Raw genomic sequence first — 24,797 nt, 5'->3', positions numbered from 1 at the left:
ACAGCCATCGGGGGAGCAGGGCCGATGATGGGCGACCGGGCGGGCGGACAGCCGGTGACGATCTGGATCGTAAATGTGGACACGGCCCATGTGCCCGGCTCCCCGGACCGGCAGGACGACCGAGCGCATTTGGCACTGCGGTCGCGCCTTATAACGGCGTCCCGCTTGCTGCTGAGTTACGCCTTGGTCCAAGACGGCTGCGACCACGATGCGCTGGAGGGCCTATGGCGTTCGGGCGCCGGCAAGCCTTTCTTGCCGCGGGGGCCACAATTCAGCATCAGCCATGCCGGCACCTGCGCTGCTGTCGCCATTTCGAAGGGCGGACCGATCGGGATTGATCTCGAAGTGCGGAGAATGGCGCGCATCACCGATGCCATGACAAGTCAGCTGCGGACTGCACTTTCGGGGCTCATGGGCGACGACATTGGCGCAAGGCGCGCGGCCTGCGCTGGTGCCGCCATTGATGTTTGGGTCCGTCTTGAAGCAGTGGTCAAGTGCCTCGGCTTGACCATGCGCGACGTGCTCGCCAAGGCCGAGTCTCGGGTGTTACCCGTGGGCAACATGACGGCGCGTTCCGCCCATCTCCGGCTATCTGTCATGGATATTGACATCGACTGCCAGTACGTTTGTGCCGTCGCGATTCGATCGACTGCTCCAGAACCCCGCGTATATCGTGTGGATTGGTCTGACCTAGAGTGCAGGTTGCCGACTATGGCGGGAGCATTAGACTGCTGAAGGGGTGATGTTTTCAATGCGAATGGGGTATCGTGCAGCAGCCGCCATTTTGACCCTGTCCGTTTCGATGCTCTCGAGCCGAGCCTCGGATTTCCTTACGGAGACAGTAACGTCGGAAGGGAACGAGCGCATCGAGGCCGCGGACGGTGGCAATGTCAGCGTTTCCGGCGAGTTATCGGTCGGTGCGCGTCTCCACTTCGGGCCGCCACAGTTCCCCGGCCAGGTCGATGGATTGATGCCCTTGTTGGAAGGCTCGGTCCGCCTCGACTATGAATCTGATGACGGCAAGAATCGCGTCGTTTTCGAGCCCTACGGCCGTCTCGACCTGCGCGCCGATAACGACGTGATCGACCTCCGCGATGCCTATATTCTTCATCGCGGCGACAACTGGGACATTTTGGCAGGCGTTCACACGCTGTTTTGGGGCGTGACCGAGGCGCGAAATCTCGTCAATGTCATCAACCAGCGCGATCTGGGCGACGATGTCGTCGAGGATCGGGCGCTCGGTCAGCCCATGGTGAATTTGAACTGGTCCTCGCCCGGGGCGGGTACGTTCAGCGTATATGGCATGTTCGGCTTTCGGACACGGGATCATCCGGACATGGCGGACCGTTTGCGCCCTGCCATGGTGATCAACGATTCCGCGGCGATGTTCGAAGCCGGCGGCACCGCGCGTCATCTGGGATTCGCCGCGCGCTATGCAAACCATTTCGACCTTGGTGCCGGCGGGCTCGATCTTGGGGTCCAATATTTCCATGGCACAAGCCGTGAGCCACGCTTTGTCATGGTCGGTCCCGATGTGGTGCCGTTCTACGACGTGATGGATCAAGTCGGCGTCGACGCGGTGTTTGCGACTGGCGACCTCCAGCTGAAGTTCGAGGGGATCTGGCGGCATGCCAACAACCTCGACTTTCTGGCAACTGTCGCAGGCTTTGAGTACACAGTTTTCACCGACGCCGCCGGTGGCGTCGACATCGGTTTTTTGGGCGAGTATCTCTATGACGGCCGGCCCTCCAATCCGGCTCTTGCGCCACCAACCGCGTTCCAGAACGATCTGTTCGGCGGATTGCGCCTCTCCCTTAATGATGTCGGCGGGACACAGTTTAAGGCCGGCTTCACCTACGATCTCGACAATGCCGCCAAGTCGTTGTCAGTTGATTTCGAGACAAGGCTACGTGACGATCTCCTGCTGTCGATTGAAGGCCGGACATTCTGGGATATGCCTGCCTCGGCATTCGCAATCCCTCATGAAGATTCGTTCGTTTTTGGAAAGATTACGAAGTTCTTCTGAGGTTCGTCATCGACGCAAGGCTATTGATCTGCGTGTTGTAAGCTCTCCCAAAATTGAAAGATGTTTTGTTTGAGTATTGGTGCCGAAAAACACTTCTGGAGCGCTACTCGAGCGGAATGAATCGAGAGGGAATGAACGAAGCCGCTGCCGCGGCATTTGGCGGGCCGGATTGCGGGTGAGGCTTCTGTTTTGAAGGATTGCGATTGTTGAAGCGCAATCTTGAGAACAGGAGTAATGAGATGGCCGAGTTAAGCCCGCTTCGCCGGCGCATGATCGAGGACATGACGATCCGCAATCTGTCGCCGGCCACGCAACGATCCTATGTGCATGCCACGGCGAAGTTTTAGTGCTACTTTGACCGATCCACCGACCGGCTTGGCTTGGAGGATGTACGCGCTTTCCAGGTACACCTGGTTTCGACCGGAATCTCGTGGCCGGCGCTGAACCAGACAGTGTGCGCGCTGCGGTTCTTCTACGGCGTGACGAAGGGTCATGCCGAGATTTATTCAGCTCGGGTAGCGCCTTACGTGCCGCCCGCCGATAACGTACAGAACCGCCCGGCATTGCGCCGTCCACAAGCGCGGCCCGGGCCCGTGATTGCCTTGTCCCCGTCGAGCCTTTAGGACGGATCGGGCCCATAGGGCACTGTCGCCTGGTTATCCCAGGCCCGGAGGACGCCGATGCCGACCAGCCACGATCTTGCCGGACTCATGAAGTTCCTCGATCGCGACCCGTGGCGCGAATGTCTCGACGAGGTTGTCGAGGCCCATCTCGGCCCGGTCCTCGATGCCGGCGAAATGGCGTTCGAGGACCTTGCCGACCTGCTGGGCGACGATCTGGCCATGACGCTGTGGGGCTGCGCCTTCGAGGATTTCCTGACCCAGCAGTTCGACGTCAAGGGCGGCAACATCGTCGACGACTATCTCAAGCGCCGCGGCTGGAAGGAAAGCGCCCAGGCCCGGGCCTATATGGAGGGGCTGCGCGGCTCGGTGATGAGCCTTTACGAGGTCAGCGACATCGTGCCGGGCAAGTCGCTGATGGCGCGCGACGTCGTTCGCGGCGGCGAGCCCGTTGCCGTCAGCGAGGGCACGGCCACCCGTACCCTCAAGCCCTGGGACCGGATCGCCGCGCGCATCGTATCCGTGCGCGGGGGCCACGTCCTCGCCGGCGGTCTCCTGGCGTTTTCGCCCGAGGCCAGCCAGGCGCTGTTTGACGGCCTGCGGCGCATGTTCGGCAAGCGGGGCGCGACGACGCTGCCGCCGATCGCCGATGCCGATCTGCAGGCCGCAGCGCCCCTTTTCACGCTGACATGGCTGTCCGACACCCTCGAACGCGCCACACAAACGCCGCAGATCCACAACGCCGAAGGCGACGAACTCGTCTTCCACAATGTCCGCTTCCCGCTCGCCAAGGGCGTCCGGCAGGCCGACATCGCCGAGTGCCTCGATGCCGTGCCGGCCATGTCGCGGGAAACCGCGAAGTTCTGGAACTGGCTGGAGCAGGCGCCCGCGGCCGCGGCCGCGGACAAGGCCAAACGGGCCGGTGCCACCGTCTTCGATACGACCATGGACAGCGGCGCGCGGGTTCTGGGCAATCTGGAGCTGAAGGGCCGGTTTCTGCACCTTTCGACCAATTCGGCCGCGCGCGCCCAGGCCGGAACGGCCCTGCTGCAGGCGCTTGTCGGCGAGCGCATCCGCACCCCGCTCACCGAGATCCGAACCGTCGAGCAGATGATGGCCGAAGCCGATGCGCCGGGCCAGGACCGGGCCGATAACCCGGACCTGCCGCCCGAGATGGCCGAACAGGCGGTCCATGCCTATATGGACCAGCATTACAGGGAAACGCTCGATGAGCCCGTTGCGATGCTGGGCAACATGTCCCCGCGACAGGCCGCCAGGACCCCGGCCGGTCGCACCAGGCTGGCCCAATGGCTCAAATATCTCGAGAACCAGTCCGCCCGGCAGCCCGATGCCGCCGATCCCATGGCTACCTATGATTTCGGATGGATGTGGGAGGAACTGGGCGTGCGCGATCTGCGCCGGTAGCGCCGGCCGCGCCTTTCGCCGGCCATCGGTGCGCCAACGGGCGTCAAGGTGGCGCCAGCGCCGTCGCCTGCAGCCGGTAGACCCCGCCGGCGATCGGCTCCCGCGCGCCGTCCTTGGCAAGCGCGTCGGGCGGCAGATGCGCCTTGAGCGCCGCCAGGAACGCGGCCTCATCGCCCCAGCCCTCGATCACCACCACCGCGCCCGGCACCGTGTTGGGCTCCTCGCGCGCCTTGCGCTCGGCGGTGTCGACGCGGCTCGCAGCGATATCGGCGAGCAACACATGCGCGCCCGCCACATGCGGTGAGGCGAGCAGCGGCGCGAAGCGGAGGCCGAGAGCCTTCACATGGCCGTCGTGCGCGGCCGGGTCGACATCGTATCGAAAGGTCGCCGCCAGCCCGCCGCCGCCTTCGCCGGCCGAGGCGGCGACCGCGCACAGCGACCGCGCAACGCCGCGGAAATGTCTGACCGTCGCCACCGTCCACGGGGTCGGATCGTTCAGCCGCGCCTGATAGTCGGGCCCGGTCAGCACATCGGGCGCTTCGGCCTCGTACAGGTTGAAGAATTCGCGATCCGCCTCGATGGCGACATAGCGCCTGCCGCGCCGGAAGCCGGGAATGGCCACCCGCTCGGGCATGTGTTCGCGCCCGTGCCAGGCGTAGAATTCCTCGCGCCCCTCCGGCGCGATGTCGTGCCAGATCGCGACCGCGCCGGTTCCCAGCAGACCCATGTTGCGTTCCCCTGTCCGTCCGCACCTCCGGACCGCGATTTCGCGGGCCGGCAGAATTTTCTGAAATCCTGTTCCAATTTCAAAATCGGTTCTATATGCTGATCGCCGGATAGGGAAGAGGGCCCATGACGGTTTCGGCGGTCGAGCGCTGTATCGGCCTCATCGAGGCGCTGACCGGTGCGGTCGAGCCGGTCAGCCTGTCCGAGCTTGCCGACCGCGCCGGCCTGCCGGCCAGTGCCGCCCACCGCATCCTGACCACGCTCTCCGAGCGCGGCTGGGTGGTGCAGGATCCGGCCAGCCAGAACTACGCCCTGTCGCTCAGGCTCTCCACGCTCGCCTTCCGCAATCTCGATGCGCGCCTTGCGCCCGACATCGTGCAGACCGCGCTCGACGGGCTGGCCGCCCGCACCCGCGAATATTGCCGCTTTGCCGTGCTCGAGGGCGAAAACCTGATCTGGGTGGCCCGCGCGCAGGGCGCGACGGCGGGCCTGCGCTACGACCCGGACATGGGTCAGGAAATCGTGCTACACGCCACCGCCAACGGCAAGGCATGGCTGGCCGCGCTCGAGGAGAACGAGGCGCTGCGCATCGCCTGCGCACGCGGGCTCGACCGGCCGGCCGATTTCGGGCCCAATTGCGTGCGCACGGTCGACGAGTTGCGCGCCCATCTCAACGAGACCCGCCGGCGCGGCTACGCGCTCGCCGTCGACGAGGCCGAAATCGGCACCGCCGCCATCGCGGTGGCGTTCCGCGCCGGCGAGGGGCCCGACGCGCCGGTCGCCGGCACGATCAGCGTCGCCGGCCCGCGCCTGCGCATCGGCCCGGAGCGCTACGAGACGCTGGCCGCCGAACTGGCCCGGACCGCCGAGCAGATCTCGGCGATGTGGCCGCTGCGCCGCCGCCAGCGCCATCGGCGTCCCTTCGCGGCGTCGCTCGCCGACCCGGTCGCCGGAGCGGCCTCGTGATCGCCGCCGCCGCCCGCACCGGCCGCGCCGTGCTCGAGCCGGCACTGTGGTTCGCGGGCCTGCTCGTGATCTGGGAGGGGGTGGTGCGCCTGGGCGAGGTGCCGAGCTTTCTTCTGCCCGCCCCGTCCGATTTCCTGGCCCGCATCGCCGAGGACCATGCCCGGCTTGCCTATCACGGTGCCCAAACGACGAAGATGATCGTCTACGGCTTCATCGCCGGCGCGGTGCCGGGGCTGGTGCTGGGCTATATGATCGCCCGTTGGCGGCTGTGCGAGCAATTGCTCTATCCGCTCGTCGTCTTCATCCAGGGTCTGCCGAAGATCACGCTGGCCCCGCTCATGCTGGTCTGGTTCGGCTTTTCCGACTTTCCCAAGATCCTGCTGACCGCGCTGATCACCTTCTTTCCGATCCTGGTCGATGCGGTCGCCGGCTTCCGTTCGGTCGATCGCCGCCACTACTATCTGACGCGCTCCACGGGCGCCTCCTGGTGGCAGACCTTTCGCTTCATCGAACTGCCCACCGCCGCGCCGGCCATCTTTTCGGGGTTCAAGATCACCATCGTCGTCGCGGTGACCGTCGTCATCGTCGTCGAATGGCTCAATTCCAACAATGGCCTTGGCTATCTGGTCCTGCGCGCGATGGATTCGTCGGACACCACGCTGATCTTCGCCGTGCTGGTGGTCGGCTCGACCATCGGCGTCGTGCTCAGCTACGCGGTTGCGCTGGCCGAACGCTGGTTCCTGCCCTGGCGGCGCCGATGAGCGCGGCGGGCAAGACATGACAGTCAAACGAGGAGGAGACCCATGACCAAACTCACCAGACCCCTGGCGGCCGTCGCCATTGCCGGCCTCGCCCTGGCGCCGGTCGGCGCATTTGCCGCCGATTCCATCACCATGACGATGAACTGGACCGCCGATTCGGCGCATCTGGGCTTTGCCATGGCGGTCAAGCAGGGCCTTTACGAGGACGCCGATCTCGACGTCACGCTCGAGGAGGGGCGCGGCTCGTCCGTGGCCGCCCAGCTCGTCGCCACCGGCCAGAGCGAACTTGGCTATGCCGATGCCGGCGCCGCGCTCAACGTCGCCGCCCAGGGCGCGCCGATCAAGATCATCTCGACGATCTGGAAGTCGGGCCAGTTCGGCGTTCAGTATCTTGCCGAATCGGGCATCGAGACCCCCCAGGATCTGAAGGGCAAGCGCATCGCCGTTGCGCCCGGCACGGCGATGGTGCCGCTCGTGCCGGTCTTCCTGCGCGCCAACGGCATGAGCGAGGATGACGTGACCATCGTCTCGGCCACCCAGAACGCCGCGCTCGGCCTTCTGACCTCCGGCGAGATCGACGCCATCGCCGAAACGCCCGAGAACACCGTCGTGCCGCTGCAAGAGGAGGGCTATGACGTCGGCAACATGTATTTCTACAATCACGGCGTGCCCGTGGTCAGCCTGTCGCTGATCGCCCGCGAGGACAAGATTGCCGAGAACGCCGACGTCTACCGCCGTTTCATCGATGCCACCGCCAGGGGTTGGCGCGCGGCCATGGACAACCCCGAGGCCGCCGTCGATGCGCTGCTCGAACTCTTCCCCGAGACCGAGAACACAAAGGAAGCGCTGTTGCAGGGGGCGACCTATTCGTTCTCCTCGGTCTGTCCGGGCGGCTCGGGCGACACGATCGGCGCAACGCCCGACGAGACCTGGTCGGAGATCTATGAGGTGATGACCACGGCCATGGAGTTCCCGGCGGACCGGCCGATCACCGACTACTATACGCTCGAGCTTCTGCCCGAGACGCCGGTCACCTGCCCGTAACCGGCCTTGCCAGCCCGCCGGCCGGAGCGATCCGGCCGGCGAAACATCGGGAAGCTCGAAACCGTGTCCGCCCCCGCAGCCCATGACGCGCCGCCCGCCGTCCTCACCGAGGCGCAGGCGCGCCGCGCCCTGCCGGCGCTGAACTGGCTGGGCACGATCGTCTATGCGGTGATCGCCGTCACGGTGCTGCTGGGCCTGTGGGAAGCGCTGATCCGCATCTATCAGGTGCCGATCTGGCTGGTGCCCAAGCCCACCGATTTCCTGGCCCGGCTCGTCACCGACGCACCGCTCCTGCTCGAACATGCCGGCGTGACCGCCACCACGATCGTGCTGGGCTTTCTGCTCGGCGTTGCCGTCGCCGTGCCCGCCGGCTTTCTGATCGTTTCCTTCGGCGCGCTCGAACGCGGGCTCTATCCGGTCATCGTGTTTCTCAACATCATGCCCAAGACCGTGATCGGACCGATCCTCATCGTCTGGTTCGGCATCGGCCCGCTCGTTTCGGTCCTGATCGTGTTTCTGATGTGCTTCTTTCCGATCATGGTCGACGCCATGTCCGGCTTTCGGGCCGTCGACCCAAAACTCGCCTACATCACGCGTTCCATGGGCGCCACGCCGCTGCAGGAGTTGCGCCACATCCGCATCCCCGCGGCGATGCCCTCCATCTATGCGGGCATGAAGATCGGCATCGTCAAGGCGGTCGAGGGCGTCATCATCGCCGAGTTCATCGCCTCCGAAGCCGGGCTCGGCTTCCTGATCATGCGCGCCTCGAGCTTCATGGATCTGACGCTGATGTTCGCCGGGCTGATCGCCACCGCGCTCCTGGCGCTCGCCGTCAACGCGGTGCTGATGTCGGGCGAACGCCTGCTGATGCCCTGGGCACGGAGGCCGGCATGAACGCGCTGCAGCCCCTTCGCACCGCCACCGGCTCGACGCGCGGCGCCTCGATCACCGCGCACAATCTCACCAAGGTCTATGGCAGCGGGCCGTCGGCCTTTCACGCGCTGGGTCCGATCGATCTGGATATCGCGCCGGGCGAGTTCGTCAGCCTGATCGGCCCGTCCGGCTGCGGCAAGTCGACGACCATGCTGCTGGTCTCCGGGCTCGAGCCGGTCTCCGATGGCTCGGTCGCGGTCGACGGCCGGCCGCTCACCGCGCCGATCTCCGAGGTCGGCATCGTCTTTCAGGACCATTTGCTGCTCGAATTCCGCACCGCCATGAACAATGTCATGCTTCAGCAGCAGATCCGCGGGCTGGGCCGCGCCGAAATGCGCGCCCGCGCCGACGCGCTGTTCGAGCGGCTGGGGCTGACCGGCGCCGAGGACCGCTATCCCTGGCAGCTTTCGGGCGGCATGCGCCAGCGCGTTTCCATTGCCCGCGCGCTGGTGCACGATCCGACCATGCTGCTGATGGACGAGCCCTTCGGCGCGCTCGACGCGATCAGCCGCACCCAGATCCGCCACGACCTCGAAATGCTCTGGATGGAGACCAAGAAGACGGTCCTGTTCATCACCCACTCGATCGAGGAGGCCGTCGGCCTGTCCGACCGCGTGCTCGTCATGTCGACCAGCCCGGGCCGGATCGTCGAGGAGATCCGCATCGACCTGCCGCGTCCGCGCCCGGCGCATCTTGGCGAATATCCCGAATTCTCCACCTATGCGCGGCGCATCTTCGACATCTTCGAAAAGCTCGGCGTCTACCGGTTCAAATGACGCACGCCCCGCTTCGGCGCTATGTCATGATCGGCGCGCCGGTCACCTCGGTGCGCACGCCGCCGCTGCTCGAAGCGTTCCTCGCCGGCCGCGGCATCGATGCGCGCGTTGAAACCCGCCACGTCGAACCGGCCGCGCTGACCGCCTTCGTCGCGGACGTGCGCGCCGACCCGTCAATCGGTGGCCTTTGCGTGACCATGCCGCACAAGAACGCCATCGCCCTCCTGCTCGACGGGCTCGAAGGCGCGGCGCGGACCACACGCAGCGTCAACGCCGTGCGCCGCACCGCCGACGGGCAGCTGATCGGCGGCCAGTTCGACGGGATTGCGCTGGTCGGGGCGGTCAAGGCGGCCGGTCTTCAGGTCACCGGCCGCACCGTGCATCTGGCCGGTCTGGGCGGTGCCGGGCTGGCCATTGCCGAGGCCCTGCTTGCCCAAAGCCCTTCATCGCTTGTGATCACGGAACCGGACGCGGACCGTCGCGCCGCCGCACCTTTGTCCGAACGCGTTTCGGTCATGCCGCCCGGCACCGATCCGGGCCGCGCCGACATCCTCGTAAACGCCACCCCGCTCGGCATGGCCGCGGACGATCCGAGCCCGTTTTCGGCCAGCCAGGTGGCAAGAGCCATGCTTGTCGCCGATATCGTCGCCGACCCGCCCGCCACCGCCCTTGCGGCCTTGGCGGCCGAGGCCGGCACGCCGCTCGTCACCGGCCGCGACATGGTCAAGGCGCAGATCGCCCCGATCGGCAACTGGCTGCTGGGGGAGGGGCGCTAGCCCCGTCCTGCCGGCGCATGGCGATGGCACGCCGGCCGCTGTGCGGTGCTGGCCGAACCCGAAAGATTGACGATCTCCGACCCCGATGCTACTGAAACATGAGTCAGCATTCATGTTTTGCAATGGACCAGATCCGACCAAAGACCCGGCGTGGCCAGAAAAGGCGCGAGCAGATCCTGCGCGCGGCCGAACGCGTGTTCGGACGGCTCGGCTATGCCGAAGCCTCGATTTCCGACATCACCCGCGAGGCCGAGACCGCCCAGGGCACGCTTTACATCTATTTTTCCGGCAAGGACGAGATCTTTTCCGAACTGGTGCGCGAGATGGGTCATCTCACCCGCATCGCGCTCGCCGGGGCGGTTGCCGATGCGCCCACGCGGCTCGAGGCCGAACGCCGCGGCCTGGCCGCCTTCCTGCGCTTCGTCGCCGACCGGCCCGAACTCTACCGCATCGTCGAGGAGGCGCGCTTTGTCGACCCCAAGGCCTATGAGGCCTATTTTTCCGACTTCGCGCGGGCCTACCGGGCCAATCTGGACGCGGCGGGGCAGGCCGGCGAAATCCGCACCGGCGACAGCGAGATCCGCGCCTGGGCGCTGATGGGCATGGCCAAGACGCTGGGCGAGCGGTTCGTCCTGTGGCGCCGGGACGTCGACATCGATACCGTCGTCGCCGAGGCGTTCGACCTGATCGAGAACGGGTTGCGCACATGAGCCGGCCGCAAGGTGGCGCGTGGTGGTGAGCGCACTGCCGGCAAGGATGGAGGCCCGCCCTGTTTGACGCGGTTCCCGACATGGCCGCCAAGCGCGCCGAGCTGACGCCGGATGCGGCGGCGCTTGTCGATGCCCGGAACGGACGGTGCTGGACCTTTTCCGAGGTGAATCACGCCGCCAATGCCATCGCGCACGGGCTGGCGCGTCTGGGCCTGTCGCGCGGGGACCGGCTGGCCGTGCTGTGCCTCAACCGCGTGGAATTCTTCGTCACGCTGTTCGCCTGCCAGAAGGCCGGCGTGATCATGGCGCCGCTCAACTGGCGCCAGCCGGTCGCCGAACTCGCCCAGGTCGCGCAAGGCGTCGGCGTCGCCGCACTTGCGTTCGATGACGACCATCGCGATACCGGCCGCGCGCTGGCCGAACGGCTCGGGGCGATGCCGATTGCCATGGACGACCCGCAAGCCGGCGAAGCGGGCCTTTCGGCGCTGATGCAATCCGACGGCCCGCCATTGTCCGATCGCATCGATGCGTCCGCGCCGTGGTATGTGCTGTTCACCTCGGGCACGACCGGCCTGCCAAAGGCGGTGATCCAGACGCCGCGCATGAGCTGGGCGAACGCGCTCAACATCGCCCAGGCGATCGATCTGACGGCCCGGGACACTTCCGTCAATTTCCTGCCGCTGTTCCACACCGGCGGCATCAACCTTTACACGCTGCCGCTGTTCCTGTTCGGCGGCGCGTCGACGGTCGTGCCCCGTTTCGAGCCCGATACGATCCTCGACCTGATCGCGCAGGGCGCCGTGACGCAGTTCTTCGGAGTGCCGGCGATCTTCCAGGCATTCAGCCTGCATGGGCGGGTCGGCGAGATCGACTGGGCGTCGATCCGCATGGCCTGTGGCGGCGCGCCGCTGCCCGAACATCTGATCGGCTTCTTCGCCGAGCGCGGGGCGCTGATCTGCAACGGCTTCGGCATGACCGAGACCGGACCGACCGCCTTCCTGATGGATCCTGCCCATGTGCGCGCCAAGATCGGCTCGGTCGGCAAGGCGCAGATGCTCACCCAGGTGCGGCTCGACGCGGTAGCCGAGGGCGAACCGGGCGAGGGGGAGTTGCAGTTGCGCGGGCCGGCGATCACGCCGGGCTATTTCGGCGACGCCGAGGCCACCGCCAGGGCCTTGACCGCCGACGGCTGGCTGCGGTCCGGCGATGTGGCACGGCGCGATTCGGACGGCTACTACTACATCGTCGACCGTATCAAGGACATGTACATCTCCGGCGGCGAGAACGTCTATCCGGCCGAGGTCGAGCGGGTGCTGAACACCCATGAGGCCATTGTGGAGGCCGCCGTGGTCGGCGTGCCCGACGCGCGCTGGGGCGAGATCGGCGCCGCCTTCCTGATCGTCCGTCCCGGCCGCAGCCTCGATGTGACAACGCTCGATGCCTGGTGCCGCGAGCGGCTCGCTGCCTACAAGGTGCCCGGATCCTTCCGCATCCTCGACGACTTCCCGCGCACGGCCGCCGGCAAGGTGCGCAAGCCCACGCTCAGGGCGCTGCTGCAATGACCGCATTGGCAAGCGCCCAATGGGTGCCGACAAGGGCCGAGTTCGACGCCTTTGCCGGGATCTCCGGCGACGACAACCCGATCCATGTCGACCCGGCCTTTTGCGCGCGCACCCGGTTCGGCCGGCCCGTCGCGCACGGCATGCTGATCTACGCGAAGCTGTGGGCGATGGCGCGCCAGACACATCCGGACACGGTGCACCGGGCACACACGCTGATGTTCCCGAACCCCACCTTCGTCGGCGATCGGGTCCTGTTGCGCATCGACGATGCCGGCGCCGACCGGCTTGCGATGCGCGCGGTCCGCCAGGACGACGGGGCCGACCTGCTCGTCGGCGAGGCGGGGCCCGATGCGGCGGCAAGCGAGGCCGCCCCGCCCGATGACCACACCGAGCGCGTCATCGGCGCGTTGCGCGTCGGCCAGTCGGCGTCGGTGAGGCGGGCATTGGCGCGCGCCGATCTTGACCGGTTCGCCGCGCTCGCCGGTTGCAAGGCCCCGCTGGACGATCGCGTGCCCGAACCGCTGGTCGCCGCGCTGTTCTCCTACCTGCTTGGCGTGAAGCTGCCCGGGCCCGGCACGAACTATCTCAAGCAGGAGCTGCGTTTCGGCGCGTCCGCGCCGATCGGCGAGGCACTCGCCGCGCGGGTCGAACTGACGCGCCTGCGTCCGCAAAAGCACCTCGCCGACCTGTGGGCGAGGGCGCAGCGCGCCGACGGCACGACCGTCTGCGAAGGCCGGTCGCTGGTGCTGGTCAGGGATGTCGGCCGGTAGCGTTCAGGCGACGGTGCGCCGCGCGCCCACCCGGTCGGCGAAGCGGGCGATCGCCCCGGCGAACGCGTCGGGCTCCTCCAGATGCGGCGAATGGCCCGAATGGGCAAAGCGCAGCTTGCGCGCGTCCGGCGCGTGCGCGACGAGCCAGTCGGCCGCCGCTTCCGGATAGACCCGGCTCCTTTCGCCGCACATGACGAGCCACGGCACGTCGACCTTCGGCACGGTCTTACGTTCGTCCATGGCCACCAGGCAGGCCCACATGGCGTTCATCGCGACCGGATCGTTCGCCGCGATCCTGGCGGCCGCTTGGCGGAAGCCGAATCCGGCCGGTCCCTTGCGCGTTGCGAACATGCCGGCGGCGATGGCCCCGGCGCTGCCCGCCCAGTCCCGTTCGAAACGGGCGATGTTGGCGGCAATGGTGCGCGGGGTCTGGCCCGTCAGGCCGAGCGTCCAGCCGCCTTCGTTGACGAGCTTGGGGCTCATGTCGACGGTCACCAGCCCGGCGAGCAGGCCCGTGCCGTGCAGTGCGATCAGGCGCCAGGCGACCGCCGCGCCCATCGACCAGCCGATCAGCACGGCGCGGCCGATGTCCCGGCTTTCGAGCAAGGCGTGCACATGGTCCGCGGCGCTTTCGATGTCGGGGCGCAGGTCGACAGCGGTTCCATGGCCCGGAAGGTCCGGCGCCAGGCAGGTGAAGCGATCCCGCAGCCGTTCGGTGATGTCGGCGAACGCGCTGCCATCCATGGTCCAGCCATGCAGGAAAACGAGCGCCGGTGCCCCGTCCCGGTTCGCCGCGTCCGCCTCGGTCATCCCCGCCGCCGCAGCCGGCCGACCACGCCGGTGGGAAAGAAATAGACGCTGAGCACGAACAGGATGCCGAGCCACAACAGCCAGCGGTCGGGATTGAGGAACAGCGGGAGCAGCGGAACGCCGACGCTCTGCAGCGCTTCCTCGGCCGCGCCCATCAGGTTCTGCAGATAGTTCTGGGCGAGCACGAAGATCGTCGCCCCGATCATCGCGCCGTACATGGTGCCCATGCCGCCGATCACGACCATAAGCAGGATGTCGATCATGATGTCGAAGCTCAGCGTGGTGTCCGGTCCGACATAGCGCAGCCAGATCGCAAACAGCGAGCCGGCCAGCGACGCGGCGACCGCCGACAGGATCGTCGCCGTTGTGCGGTAGTAGACCACGCGATAACCGATCGCTTCGGTGCGGAAGTCGTTCTCGCGGATTGCCTGCAGGACCCGCCCGAACGGCGAATTGACAATGCGCAGCAGGATCAGGAACACGATCAGCGAGCCGAAGAACACCACATAGTAGTTGACCAGCTTGCCGTTGACGCGCACGCCGAAGAACGGTTCCTCCAGATAGCGCTGCGCGGCGGTCAAAGCGCGCGGGATCTGGTAGTTGAGCCCGTCCTCCCCGCCGGTCAGGTTGGACAGCTGGCTGACCAGCACCGCGAAGGCCGAGGCGACCGCCAGCGTGATCATCGCAAAGAAGATCGCGCGCACGCGCAGGCTGAAAAGGCCGATCACCAGCGCCAGAACGGCGGCGGCGATCGCCCCCGAAACGCTGCCGACGACGAGCGCGTCGAAACCGCGACCCATATGGATCGAGGCGAGCGCCACGCCATAGGCGCCGATGCCGAAGAACATGGTGTGCGCGAAGCTGACGATGCCGGCATAGCCGAGCATCAGGTCGTAGCTGGCGACCAGCACGATGAAGATGCAGATGCGCGCGGCGGTATCCACCGAGCGCGTACCGGGGAAGACGAACGGCGCGAACGCCAGCCCAAGCAGGATGATCAGCAGGATCGCCGCAAGAATCGGGCTGCGCGGTGTGTCGCCGGAAATGAGCCTGATCAGCACGGCGCCCTCACTTGGCCTTGACCACGGGCATCATGCCCTGCGGCCGCCACATCAGGATCAGCACCATCAGGCCGATATTGGAGATCAGCGCCAGCTTGGGTTCGAGGAAGGCGACATAGTTCTGCGTCAGCCCGACCAGCAGCGCGGCGATGAAGCACCCCTCGACCGAGCCGAGCCCGCCCATGATGACGACGATGAACACCAGCACCATGATCCCGGCGCCCATATGGGCCGTTATGACTTCCTGGTAGAGCGCCCACATGACGCCGCCCAGGCCGGCCAGTGCCGAGCCGGCGATGAACACGCCGATGAAGACCGCGCGCAGCCGGTAGCCGAGCGCCTGCACCATCTCGCCGTTCTCCACGCCCGCGCGCACGATCAGCCCGATCTTGGTCGAGCGCAGCACAAAGCGCATGGCCAGGAACAGCGCCAGCCCGAACACCACCGCGACGAGCCGGTAGCGTTCGATCGCAGCGCCGGCGAAGGTGAACGCGCCCTGCAGCGTTTCGGGCCGGGTGAAGAAGATCTCGTCCGGTCCCCAGGCGACCAGGATCAGCTCCTCGACGATGATCAGCCCGCCCATCGTCACCAGGATCTGTTTCAGGTGTGCGCCGTAGACCGGCTCGACGATCACCTTCTCGAACCCCCAGCCGATGATGCCGGTGGCGAGCATGGCGGCGACGACGGCGAGCAGCAGCGCCGCCATGTTCAGCGCCAGCGAGGGCGAGCCGGTCATGCCGCCAAGCGCCAGCAGCACGGTGATGCCGACGAAGGCGCCGACCGAGACGAACGCGCCATGGCCGAAATTGATCACGTCCATCAGGCCGAAGACGAGCGTCAGGCCGGAGGCCATGATGAAGATCATCATGCCCATGGCCAGGCCCGAGACGGTCAGCGTCAGCCAGGACGAGGGCGAGCCGATCGACACGAAGCCCAGCACGATCAGCACCGGGATCAGCAGCAGCGGCACATGCGGTGCCAGCCGGTCGCGCAGGCCGGCCCGCACGATCGTCGGCGCATGGTCGGGTGCCGCGCTCATCCCGCCTCCAGCGAAAGGCCCATCAGCCGTTCCTGCAATGCCGCATCGCCCGCCAGTTCGGCCATCGCGCCGGACCAGACGATCCGGCCGTCATCCATCACCGCGCAGCTGTCGCCGAGCAGGCGGGCGACCGAAAAGTTCTGCTCGACCAGAAGGATCGAGGCGCCCTGCTTCTTCAGGTCGCGCAGCGCACCGGCCATGGTGGCGATGATCGCCGGGGCAAGGCCCTTGGTCGGCTCGTCGATGAGATACAGCCGGCGTTCCTCGGCCATCGCCCGGGCGATCGAGAGCATCTGCTTCTGCCCGCCCGACAGCGTGCCCGCCTCCTTCTTCCAGAAGGTCTTGAGCGGCGGGAAGGCGGCGAAGATCCAGTCGAGCCGGTCGGCCGCGATGGGTCCGCTCGCCGCGGCCAGGCGCATGTTCTCCTCCACCGTCAGGTCCGAGAAGATGCCCATGGTCTCGGGCACATAGCCGATGCCGGCGCGGGCGATCGCCGGCGTGGGCAGCGCGGTGATGTCGCGGTCGGCAAAGACGATGCTGCCCCGATGGGCGCGCCACAGCCCCATGACGGTGCGCAGCGTCGTGGTCTTGCCCACGCCGTTGCGGCCGAGCAGCATGGTCACCGCGCCGGCCGGGACCTCAAGGTCGACGCCTTGCAGAATGTGATATTGCGCGATGTTGGCGAACACGCCGGACAGGCGCAGGATCGGATCAGGCATCTTCGAGCGCCTTTCCCATATAGGCCTCCTGCACGACATCGGAGGCGATCACCTCGGCGGGCGGTCCGTCGGCGGCGAGCGCGCCGTTGTGCAGCACGATGATGCGGTCGGCGAGCTGGCCGATCACGTCCATCTTGTGCTCGACCAGAAGGATCGTGCGCGTCGCATCGGACTTCAGTTCCTCGATCAGCTCGAGCACGACCGGCGCCTCGTCGACGCTCATTCCCGCGGTCGGCTCGTCGAACATGTAGACCTTCGGGTCGAGCGCGATCAGCAGCGCGACCTCGAGCTTTCGCTGATTGCCGTGCGACAGTTCCGACACGGTCTGGCCGGCCAGATCCTGCATGCGCACCCGGCCCAGCGCCGCCTCGGCCGCATCGGTGATCTCGCCATGGCTGGCGGCCATGGAGAACAGGTTGAAGCCCTTGTTCCGCCGCGCCTGGACGACGAGCCGGACGTTTTCGAGCACGCTCAGATTGGGAAACAGATTGGTCAGCTGAAAGGCGCGGCCGATGCCCATCTCGGTGCGCCGGGCGACGGTAACCCGGGTGATTTCGCGGCCGTCGAGCTTGACCGTGCCTTCGCTCGCGGCGACCTGCCCGGAGATGAGGTTGAAATAGGTGGTCTTGCCGGCCCCGTTCGGCCCGACAATGGCCGTCAGTTCGCTCGAGCGGAACGCGCAGGTGACGTGATCGACCGCGACATGGCCGCCAAATCGCGCGGTCAGATTGTCGGTTTCAAGCACGACATCGTGCATGACGGGCTCCGCGCGTGCGAAAGGCGATCGAAGGTCGGGGCAGGGCGGGCACGCGGCCCGCCCGCGCGGCACACGGTCAGTTGCGCACCGGGATCGGCAGGTCCTCGATGGTCAGTTCGCGCACCAGTTCGGGAATGCCGTAATCGACATCGTCCTTCACCACGGTGCGGAAATGATACATCGGTTGCAGCGCCTGATGGTCCTCGGGGCGGAAGCGCATGGTCCCCTTGGGCGTCTGCCATTCCATGCCTTCCATCGCCTCGATCAGCGCCTCGGTCTCGGTCGATCCGGCCTTTCTGATCGCCTCGACGATGGCGATGCCCGCCGCCATGCCGCCAGCGGTGAAGAAGTCGGGCGGGCTGTCGTAGCGCTCCATATGGGTCTCAACGAGCCAGTCGTTCACGTCATTGTCCGGGATCTCGTAATAGTAGTAGGTCGCGCCCTCCATGCCCGGCAGTTCGCGATAGGCGGTCAGCGCCGCAAGGATATTGCCGCCGGTGGCGATCTCCACGCCGAAGCGCGAGGGGTCCATGGCGTTGATCTTGCTCATCGGATTGCCGCCGCCGGCCCAGATGATGAACAGCTTCTTGTCGCCCTCGACATCCTTCATGGCGTTGAAGATCCGCTCGGCCGGGGCGGTGAAGTCGGTCGTGTCGGTCGGCACGAACTCCTTGTGGACGATCTCGGCGCCGGTGGTCGCCAACGCCTCCTCGAAGGCGGCGACGCCGTCGCGGCCGAAGGCGTAGTCCTGGGCGAGCGTTGCCACCTTGACGTCCTCCCCGCCAAGCGCGATGGCGTTGGCCACCGCGTCCTGGCTGGAGTTGCGCCCCGTCCGGAAGATGTAGCGGTTCCAGTTCTCGCCGGTGATGGAATCGGCCACCGCCGGCTCGACGATCAGGATGCGTTCGTATTCCTGGGCGACCGGCAGCATGGCGAGCGCCACGCCCGACGAGACCGGGCCGACGGCCAGATCGGCATCGTCGTCGCCATAGGCTTCCTCGAGCAGCGCCTTGCCCTTGGCCGGATCGAGCTGGGTGTCCTTTTCGATCACGGTGATCGGTTCGCCATCGACTTCCATGGAACCGTCGGTGGCGTATTCGAGGCCGAGCATCAGGCCGACATGGCTCTGCTTGGCGTAAGCCTCGAGCGGGCCGGTCTTGCCGTAGACATGGGCGATCTTGATTTCGGCGAGCGCCGGCGCGGTCGTCAGCGCAAGGGCAAAGGCGGCCGTTGCCAGAATGGACTTCATCTCGGGTCTCCTCCCTGTCGTAGCCGAGCGTAATCGATATGAAACATGAATCACAATTCATGTCAACCGATCGCCTGTGGACTCCTCAACGCTTGTGGCCATCGCATCGACCGCGCTCGGCGGTCTGGCGGCAGCCCGGTTCCGAGCCCATCGTTTGCCGTTTGCGGCGAGGGGTCGCGCATGTGCATCTGTGCGCCAGGGCTCCGCACGGATGGGGATCGACGGGTCGCCCGCGGGCCCGCCATGCCGCCGGCGGCATCGGTCGATCCCGCACAACGGGCGGTCAGGGAGGGCACGCCACGCCCCGGAGACGGGCGCGGTCCCGCCGCCGGCCATTCGCCGGACGCGGACGCTGACGTATCCCCTTGTGTTCGCCCGCCCTGTCGCCGGAGCCGTCGCGTCGATCTGCCCGGCCGGGCATTTGCCCTTGACGATCCGGACAAATCCACAGCCGGCCCATTGCTATATCGGGCTTCGATCGGCAATACTCGCCCTGGCAACCGGAGGGCGCGTTGCCATGCGACCCATGAGGGGAAAGACAGCATGACCCATTGGCGCGAATGGATTGTGCCGGGCATCGTCGTTGTGCTTGTGCTGACCCTTCTTGCCGCGCTGGTCAGTTCCGGCCGCATCGAGAACGATCTGACCGCCCGGGCCGGCGCCGCCGTCGTCGACGATCACGGATGGGCGCAGGTGAGCGTTGCCGGCCGCGATGTCACGCTTTCGGGCATGGCGCCGAGCGAGGCCGCTCGGGCCGGCGCGGCGGCCATGATCGACGATGTTCCCGGCGTCCGGCGCGTGCGCAACGAGGCGAGCCTGCCGCCGGTGATCGAGCCGTTCGTGTTCGCCGCCCGCAAGGGCGCCGACGGCATTGCGCTGGCCGGTCACGTGCCGACGGCGGAACTGGCTGCCGACCTTGTCGCCGCCGCCGAGACCGCCAATCCCGGCATTGCGGTGATGGACGAGACCGCCCTTGGGCGCGGTGCGCCCGAAGGGTTCGACGCGATCGCCCGCTTCGGCGTGCTGCAACTTGTCAACATGACGGACGGCGAAGTGACGCTGACCGACGCTGACTACGCGATCGTCGGCACCGCCGCCGATCCGGCGGCCTATGAGGACGAGCTGGCGCGTCTTGATGCCGAACTGCCCGCCGGCGCCAATCTGGCCGTGGCCGACATCGCACCGCCCGCCGCCGACCCGTTCGACTTCGTGATCGCCAAACGGGCCGATGGCGGCCTGCGGCTGGGCGGCCACGTTTCGAGCCGTCAGTTGCGCGCGGCTCTGTCCGGGCGGGCCGGATCGGTCGCCGGCGACGGTTCCGTGGAGATCGCGCTGGATATCGCCTCAAATCCGCCCGAAGGGTTCGAAGCCTTCGCCGACGCCGCGCTCCAAGCCGTCACCGCGCTCGAAGAAGGCGCGATCCAGCTCTCCGGCCGGTCGGTCAGCGTCAGCGGGGTCGTCGCCGACGAGGCGCGCCGGGCGGCGGTCGAGGACGCCATCGCCACGTCCGCGGGCGAGATGTTCGAGATCGATTTCGCGCTCGCCGTGCCCGCGCCGGCCGACGCCGATGCGCCGGGCGACGCCGATGCGCAGGCCGACACGGGTAATCCGGACGCCGAAGGCGGCGAGGACGCCGCCCCGGCTCCCCAAGACCGATCCGAATGAGCGAGGACGCCCGATGTGGTACATCGTCACGCAGATCTGGATCTGGCTGCTGATCGCATTCGCCCTGGGCTGCGTGGTCGGTTGGCGCAGCACGCGTCCGGAATCGCGCTCATGATTGGCGGCGCGGATCGCCGTTCGACGATTGCGCTCGGGCGCAGCGTCGCGGTTGCATGTGCGCCGCGCTTTTCGGGAGACAGCGGATGGTCGTCTTCATCCTCCAAGCGGCGATCCTGATCGCCATTGCCTTCATCGTGGGCTGCATGGTGGGCAGCCTGGCGCGCCGGTTCATGGCCGAGGACACCGCCATGGCAGACACGGGCACGGCACCCGCCGCGGCGCCGCAGGCAATGCCGACCGGCGCGCCGGCGGGCATTGCCGCCACCGACGCAACAGCCACCGCAAGAACGGGTGAGCCCCTGCAACCTGCCGCGCCGGCAGCCGATGCGAAGGCCGCGCGGGAACCCACCGAACCGGCGGACGATGCGGCCACGCATGCCGATGCACCGCCGCCAGGTCGGAACGAGGCTGAAACCAGCCAAGCGGCTCCGGGCAAACCGGCCACGGCAAAGCCCGGCCGCGCGAAATCGGCCAAGGCCGGCGCCGGCAAGGCGACCGGCTCGTCGGCCAGCGCCGGCAAGAACCGATCCGCTGCAAAGGCCAAGCCGGCGGACGCGAAGGGCCCCGCCAAGTCGGCCGCAAGACCCGCCGCCGAACGGGCCGCTTCGGGCAAGGCTTCGGCCGGCAAGGCGGCCGCCGCCGGCGGCGCCGCGCCCGACAACCTCAAGCTGATCAAGGGCATCGGCCCGCAGAACGAAAAGGCGCTCAACGCGCGCGGCATCACCCGTTTCGAACAGATCGCCGGCTGGACGGACGCGGACGCCGAACGCTGGGGCGAGGAACTGGCCTTTCCCGGCCGCATCGAGCGCGAGGACTGGATCGGCCAGGCAAGAACCCTGGCGCAGGGCGGCGCGACCGAGTTCTCCAGGCGCAAGACCGGCACCGGCAAACGCTCGAGTTGACTGGCCGGACGGCCGTGCGGCCGAAACGCCAAAGCGGCAAAAGCGATTCCGGTCAAAGGGCTTGCAGGCGCCCGTTGAATCGGTTCGTCAGCGCGCCGCGGCCGCCGGCGGTCAGATCGCCTCGAGGAACGCCTCGATCGTCCCGGCAAGGCCGGCGGTGTGCAGCATGGGCGCATGGCCCTGGCCGGCAACGCGCACGGCCGTCACGCCGGCATGACGCCGTGTCATTTGCCCGACCGTCTCTTCGGTCAGCAGAGCCGAGTTTTCCCCGCGAATGACCATGACCGGGCGTTCGGCCAGCGCCGCGAACTGCGGCCACAATTCGGGAACCGGCTGATCGGCGGGCAGCGCATCCAGCGTCCGGGCGATGGCGGGATCATGATCGGGCACGATCCGCCCGTCGATCCGGCGAAACCGGCCATGGGCCTCGAACGCCCAGTCGGCCTCGGTGAGTGCGCCGAAGGCCGGCGCCATGAGCGATTTCTGGATGGCGACGGCCTCGTCCCAGTCGGCCGGCTGCGGCCAGGCCGGCAGATATTGACGGATCATGGCCAGCCCGTCGGGCGCGAGCACCGGGCCGATATCGTTCAGAACCGTCGCCGCGATCAGCTCCGGCCGGCTTGCCGCGAGCACCATCGCCACCAGCCCTCCGCGTGAGGTGCCCACGAACGCCGCACGCCCGATGCCCAGCGCGGAAAGGACGGCAGCGACATCGGCCGTCTCGACGGGCACCGCGTAATTGCGCCAATTGGAATCCCGGTCCGACAGGCCGCGCCCGCGAAAGTCGAGCGCGATCACCCGTCGCGGCTGCTCGGCGCGATTGGCGAAATGATCGGCAAGGCCCAGAAAGTCGCGGCCGTTGCGGCTCAGCCCCGGCAGGCAGACAATGGGCGTCGCCGGAGCCGCGCGCGGCCCGAACTCGCGCACGTGCAGGCGCAGGCCGTCGGATGCGGGCACGTAATGGCTGGTGCCGGGATCGAAATCGGGCAGGTGGCGCGGCGCGGTGTCGGGCATGTGGCGCTGGAGCGGTCTGGCGTGAACGGTCGGGTGCGGCACCTTGATAGCCGCGCCGACGGGCGCGCGCCAGCCCGCCAACGGATCGCTCGTCAGCCCGAACCGGTGGTCAGGTCCTGGGCGATGGTCAGATCCAGGCCGAAGCGCGCCTTGTAGACCGTCAGGTTCTCCAGCACCTTCTGCACGTAAAAGCGCGTTTCGGGGAAGGGGATCTGCTCGACCCAGTCGATCGTGTCCTCGAGCGGCAGCCCGCGCGGGTCGCCGAAACGTTCCAGCCATTCGCGCGCCCGGCCGGGCCCGGCATTATAGGCGATGAAGGTCAGCACGTAGGACCCGCCGAACCGGGCGAGCTGCTCGTCCAGATAGCGCGTGCCGAGCGCGGCGTTGAACGCCGGATCGTCGGTCAGCCTGGCCGGCGCATAGGACAGGTCCATGCGCGAGGCGACGGCCCGCGCCGTCGACGGCAGCAATTGCAGCAGACCGCGCGCATCGGCGCGCGAGACCGCATTGGTGTTGAACTCGCTTTCCTGGCGCGCGATCGCATAGGCGACGGCGCGGTCGCGCGGGCTCATCTGGGCCGATGCGGGGATCGCACCGACCGGATGGGTCAGCAAGCCGACATCGACGCCGCGCCACGCCGCGCGCTTGGCCACGCGCAGCGCGGTGGTGTGGCGCTCGTTGCGCGCGGCGAGCCCGGCGAGCGCGGCAATGTGCGCCGGCGAGTCATAGTGCTCGGCCAGCCCGTAATAGAGCGCGTTGCGCAGCCGGTCATGGGCGGTCCGTTCGAGCCGCTCGAGCGCAACGAACGGCGCCTGACGGCCAAGGCGCGCAAGGGCGGCGGACCCCGGCTCCGGTTCGGTCAGCGCAAGGCGATCCGCCCCCAGTTTCTGCGCGGCGATCTGACCGTAAAAGACCGTCGGAAAGCCCGCCGCGCGTTCGAAATGGCCTCGCGCGGCCGCATCGTCGCCCGCCGCCTCGGCCGTCCGGCCCAGCCAATAGGCGCCGCGCGCCCGCGAGGCGGGACCCACCGCAACCTGCTCGATCACCTCGAAATGGGCCCGCGCGCGCTCGGGCTCGCCCAGCCCGCGCAACGCATACCAGCCCGCGTGGAAGGCCGCGTCGACCACCGTTTCGGCGTCCCCGCCCGAATGGTTGGCGACGATGGGATAGGCGGTTTCGATGTCGCCGCGTTCGCGGATCGAACGCGACACGATCCGCCGCTCGGTCCACCAGGCATCGGGATTGGTGGCGATCATGCCCGATTCGTCGAACCGGGCGATCAGCGCGGCCGCCTCCTCGAAGGCCTGGCGGTGCCGCAAATGGCTGACCTGCATGAAAACAAAGGCCTCGGTGTCGCGCAGTTCCTGTGGCACCTCGTCGAGCAGCCGGTCGGCGCTGCGCTGGCGCCGGATCACCGCCGCCCAGGCATTGTGCAGCCCGCCCGTGCCGGCCGCCTCGGCGATCCGCGCGCCCGAGCGGATGCGGTCGCGCGCCATCATGTTGAAGTAGCGTCGGCGATGGTCGTCCCGGGTGAGCTGCTCGGCGAAGGTGTTGGCCAGTTCGATCTCGATCGGCGCGCTCAGCGGCTCGCTGTGCCACCATGGCGCGATCAGCGCATGGGCGCGTTCGGGATTGCCCGTCAGAAGATGGCTTCTGGCCAGTGCATAGGCCGCCTCGAAGGTCACCGGATCGCGCTCGGCGAAGGCCGCCCGCAGCCGGATGGAATTGACCAGCCCGCGCGCCAACGCCCGCTCGTGATTGCGCGCCAGAACGTCGCGATGCGGCCAGTCGGGCAGGTTTTCGGTCGCATCGGCGATCTCGCCGGCAGTGACGCCCCGCTTGCCCGAAAGCGCGATCGCCCAGGTGACGAGGTCGCGGTCGGCCGATCCCTCGGGCAGATCGTCGCGCAGCCGCCGGGCCTCGTCCAGCCTGTCGTCGTAAAGCGCGGTCAGCGCCGCATCGAGCGTTTCCAGATCGCCCTGGGGCAGATCGGCGGGCGCCGTGGCGCTTTCGTCTTCGATCGCCGCGGTAGGCATCGGGTCGGCGCCGATCCTTGCGCGCGTTTGCTCGGGCGCGCCGGCCGGCGCCAACGCCCACCAGGCGCCAAGCCCGAGGGCGCCGGCCACGACCAGCCCGGTGCCGGCCAGAACGAACAGGCGGATCGGTGTCATGGCACGCCCATGCCAGAGCCCCGTGGCATCATTGGGACCAGGTTTGTCTTTTGCGGTTAACCGGGAGTTAACGATCGCTAACATGGCGTGTCTGTCCGCGCCGGCAATGGGCTGGCGCCGATCGGTGCATGCCGGAGCCTTCCATCCGGCCATGAAACGCTCTATTGTGCACCGACATCGCCCGGCAGGCCGGTGGGG

General features: G+C 67.6%; 23 protein-coding genes and 1 pseudogene. 15 read left to right on the top strand and 9 right to left on the bottom strand.

From position 1 onward, the window contains the following. The first annotated feature begins 24 nt into the window (after positions 1-24). The 4 genes and pseudogenes from RBB34_RS13725 to RBB34_RS13710 all read left to right on the top strand — a co-directional run bounded on the left by RBB34_RS13725 (position 25) and on the right by RBB34_RS13710 (position 4,071). Complete coding sequence (locus tag RBB34_RS13725) at positions 25-735, top strand: hypothetical protein (protein WP_306119797.1); 711 nt, start codon at positions 25-27, stop codon at positions 733-735. Positions 736-751: 16 nt separating this feature from the next. After that, positions 752-2,026, top strand: a complete 1,275-nt coding sequence (locus RBB34_RS13720) for a hypothetical protein (RefSeq protein WP_306119796.1) — start codon at positions 752-754, stop codon at positions 2,024-2,026. Between the two features lie 239 nt (positions 2,027-2,265). Further along, a pseudogene (locus tag RBB34_RS13715) lies at positions 2,266-2,529 on the top strand (phage integrase N-terminal SAM-like domain-containing protein); the annotation flags it as partial. A gap of 177 nt (positions 2,530-2,706) precedes the next feature. Continuing rightward, positions 2,707-4,071: a hypothetical protein gene (locus tag RBB34_RS13710; protein WP_306119795.1), complete on the top strand. Its 1,365-nt coding sequence runs from the start codon at positions 2,707-2,709 to the stop codon at positions 4,069-4,071. 43 nt (positions 4,072-4,114) lie between these two features. Here RBB34_RS13710 and RBB34_RS13705 read toward each other — a convergent pair whose 3' ends face one another. Further along, positions 4,115-4,798 (bottom strand): hypothetical protein, encoded by a 684-nt coding sequence (locus tag RBB34_RS13705; RefSeq protein WP_306119794.1) that lies wholly within the window; start codon positions 4,796-4,798, stop codon positions 4,115-4,117. A 125-nt stretch (positions 4,799-4,923) separates the two neighbouring features. On the opposite strand from RBB34_RS13705, the gene RBB34_RS13700 reads away from it, so the two are divergent. The 9 genes from RBB34_RS13700 (at position 4,924) to RBB34_RS13660 (ending at position 13,095) form a co-directional block, all read left to right on the top strand. Next, positions 4,924-5,763 (top strand): IclR family transcriptional regulator, encoded by an 840-nt coding sequence (locus RBB34_RS13700; protein WP_306119793.1) that lies wholly within the window; start codon positions 4,924-4,926, stop codon positions 5,761-5,763. Next, positions 5,760-6,524 carry an ABC transporter permease gene (locus RBB34_RS13695; protein WP_306119792.1) on the top strand — a complete coding sequence of 255 codons (765 nt, stop codon included), beginning with the start codon at positions 5,760-5,762 and terminating at the stop codon, positions 6,522-6,524. The genes RBB34_RS13700 and RBB34_RS13695 overlap by 4 nt, the downstream gene beginning before the upstream one ends. 42 nt (positions 6,525-6,566) lie before the next feature. Then, on the top strand, positions 6,567-7,568 hold the full coding sequence (locus tag RBB34_RS13690; protein WP_306119791.1) for an ABC transporter substrate-binding protein: 1,002 nt from the start codon (positions 6,567-6,569) through the stop codon (positions 7,566-7,568). A gap of 63 nt (positions 7,569-7,631) precedes the next feature. Further along, complete coding sequence (locus tag RBB34_RS13685) at positions 7,632-8,462, top strand: ABC transporter permease (RefSeq protein ID WP_306119790.1); 831 nt, start codon at positions 7,632-7,634, stop codon at positions 8,460-8,462. Next, complete coding sequence (locus RBB34_RS13680) at positions 8,459-9,277, top strand: ABC transporter ATP-binding protein (protein ID WP_306119789.1); 819 nt, start codon at positions 8,459-8,461, stop codon at positions 9,275-9,277. Before RBB34_RS13685 ends, RBB34_RS13680 begins: the two co-directional genes overlap by 4 nt. Next, complete coding sequence (locus RBB34_RS13675) at positions 9,274-10,053, top strand: shikimate dehydrogenase (protein ID WP_306119788.1); 780 nt, start codon at positions 9,274-9,276, stop codon at positions 10,051-10,053. Before RBB34_RS13680 ends, RBB34_RS13675 begins: the two co-directional genes overlap by 4 nt. Before the next feature lie 122 nt (positions 10,054-10,175). Next, positions 10,176-10,763, top strand: coding sequence for a TetR/AcrR family transcriptional regulator (locus tag RBB34_RS13670; RefSeq protein WP_306119787.1), 588 nt, complete (start codon positions 10,176-10,178; stop codon positions 10,761-10,763). A gap of 80 nt (positions 10,764-10,843) precedes the next feature. Then, complete coding sequence (locus RBB34_RS13665) at positions 10,844-12,325, top strand: AMP-binding protein (protein ID WP_306119786.1); 1,482 nt, start codon at positions 10,844-10,846, stop codon at positions 12,323-12,325. Beyond that, on the top strand, positions 12,322-13,095 hold the full coding sequence (locus tag RBB34_RS13660) for a MaoC/PaaZ C-terminal domain-containing protein (protein ID WP_306119785.1): 774 nt from the start codon (positions 12,322-12,324) through the stop codon (positions 13,093-13,095). The genes RBB34_RS13665 and RBB34_RS13660 overlap by 4 nt, the downstream gene beginning before the upstream one ends. 3 nt (positions 13,096-13,098) lie before the next feature. Here the strand turns inward: RBB34_RS13660 and RBB34_RS13655 are convergent, their stop codons facing one another. From RBB34_RS13655 to RBB34_RS13630, 6 genes are all read right to left on the bottom strand, one after another. After that, positions 13,099-13,905 (bottom strand): alpha/beta hydrolase, encoded by an 807-nt coding sequence (locus tag RBB34_RS13655; protein ID WP_306119784.1) that lies wholly within the window; start codon positions 13,903-13,905, stop codon positions 13,099-13,101. Next, positions 13,902-14,966 carry a branched-chain amino acid ABC transporter permease gene (locus RBB34_RS13650; RefSeq protein ID WP_306119783.1) on the bottom strand — a complete coding sequence of 355 codons (1,065 nt, stop codon included), beginning with the start codon at positions 14,964-14,966 and terminating at the stop codon, positions 13,902-13,904. Before RBB34_RS13650 ends, RBB34_RS13655 begins: the two co-directional genes overlap by 4 nt. Positions 14,967-14,973: 7 nt before the next feature. Next, on the bottom strand, positions 14,974-16,005 hold the full coding sequence (locus tag RBB34_RS13645; RefSeq protein WP_306119782.1) for a branched-chain amino acid ABC transporter permease: 1,032 nt from the start codon (positions 16,003-16,005) through the stop codon (positions 14,974-14,976). Next, positions 16,002-16,724, bottom strand: a complete 723-nt coding sequence (locus RBB34_RS13640) for an ABC transporter ATP-binding protein (protein ID WP_306119781.1) — start codon at positions 16,722-16,724, stop codon at positions 16,002-16,004. The genes RBB34_RS13645 and RBB34_RS13640 overlap by 4 nt, the downstream gene beginning before the upstream one ends. Then, the gene (locus RBB34_RS13635; RefSeq protein WP_306119780.1) at positions 16,717-17,481 is read right to left on the bottom strand and encodes an ABC transporter ATP-binding protein; all 765 of its coding nucleotides are present in this window, start codon (positions 17,479-17,481) and stop codon (positions 16,717-16,719) included. Before RBB34_RS13635 ends, RBB34_RS13640 begins: the two co-directional genes overlap by 8 nt. 76 nt (positions 17,482-17,557) lie before the next feature. Further along, the gene (locus RBB34_RS13630; protein ID WP_306119779.1) at positions 17,558-18,730 is read right to left on the bottom strand and encodes a substrate-binding domain-containing protein; all 1,173 of its coding nucleotides are present in this window, start codon (positions 18,728-18,730) and stop codon (positions 17,558-17,560) included. Positions 18,731-19,273: 543 nt separating this feature from the next. Here RBB34_RS13630 and RBB34_RS13625 point away from each other — a divergent pair. Beyond that, on the top strand, positions 19,274-20,395 hold the full coding sequence (locus RBB34_RS13625; RefSeq protein WP_306119778.1) for a BON domain-containing protein: 1,122 nt from the start codon (positions 19,274-19,276) through the stop codon (positions 20,393-20,395). Positions 20,396-20,595: 200 nt separating this feature from the next. After that, positions 20,596-21,414 (top strand): hypothetical protein, encoded by an 819-nt coding sequence (locus RBB34_RS13620; RefSeq protein WP_306119777.1) that lies wholly within the window; start codon positions 20,596-20,598, stop codon positions 21,412-21,414. Positions 21,415-21,525: 111 nt separating this feature from the next. Here the strand turns inward: RBB34_RS13620 and RBB34_RS13615 are convergent, their stop codons facing one another. Then, positions 21,526-22,509 (bottom strand): alpha/beta hydrolase, encoded by a 984-nt coding sequence (locus RBB34_RS13615; RefSeq protein ID WP_306119776.1) that lies wholly within the window; start codon positions 22,507-22,509, stop codon positions 21,526-21,528. 11 nt (positions 22,510-22,520) lie between these two features. Continuing rightward, positions 22,521-24,599, bottom strand: coding sequence for a lytic transglycosylase domain-containing protein (locus tag RBB34_RS13610; protein WP_306119775.1), 2,079 nt, complete (start codon positions 24,597-24,599; stop codon positions 22,521-22,523). Positions 24,600-24,797: the final 198 nt, after the last annotated feature.

It is taken from the genome of Roseitalea sp. MMSF_3546, assembly GCF_030732865.1.
Classification (GTDB): Bacteria; Pseudomonadota; Alphaproteobacteria; order Rhizobiales; family Rhizobiaceae; genus Roseitalea.
This window is presented reverse-complemented; position numbering and strand designations above follow the sequence as displayed.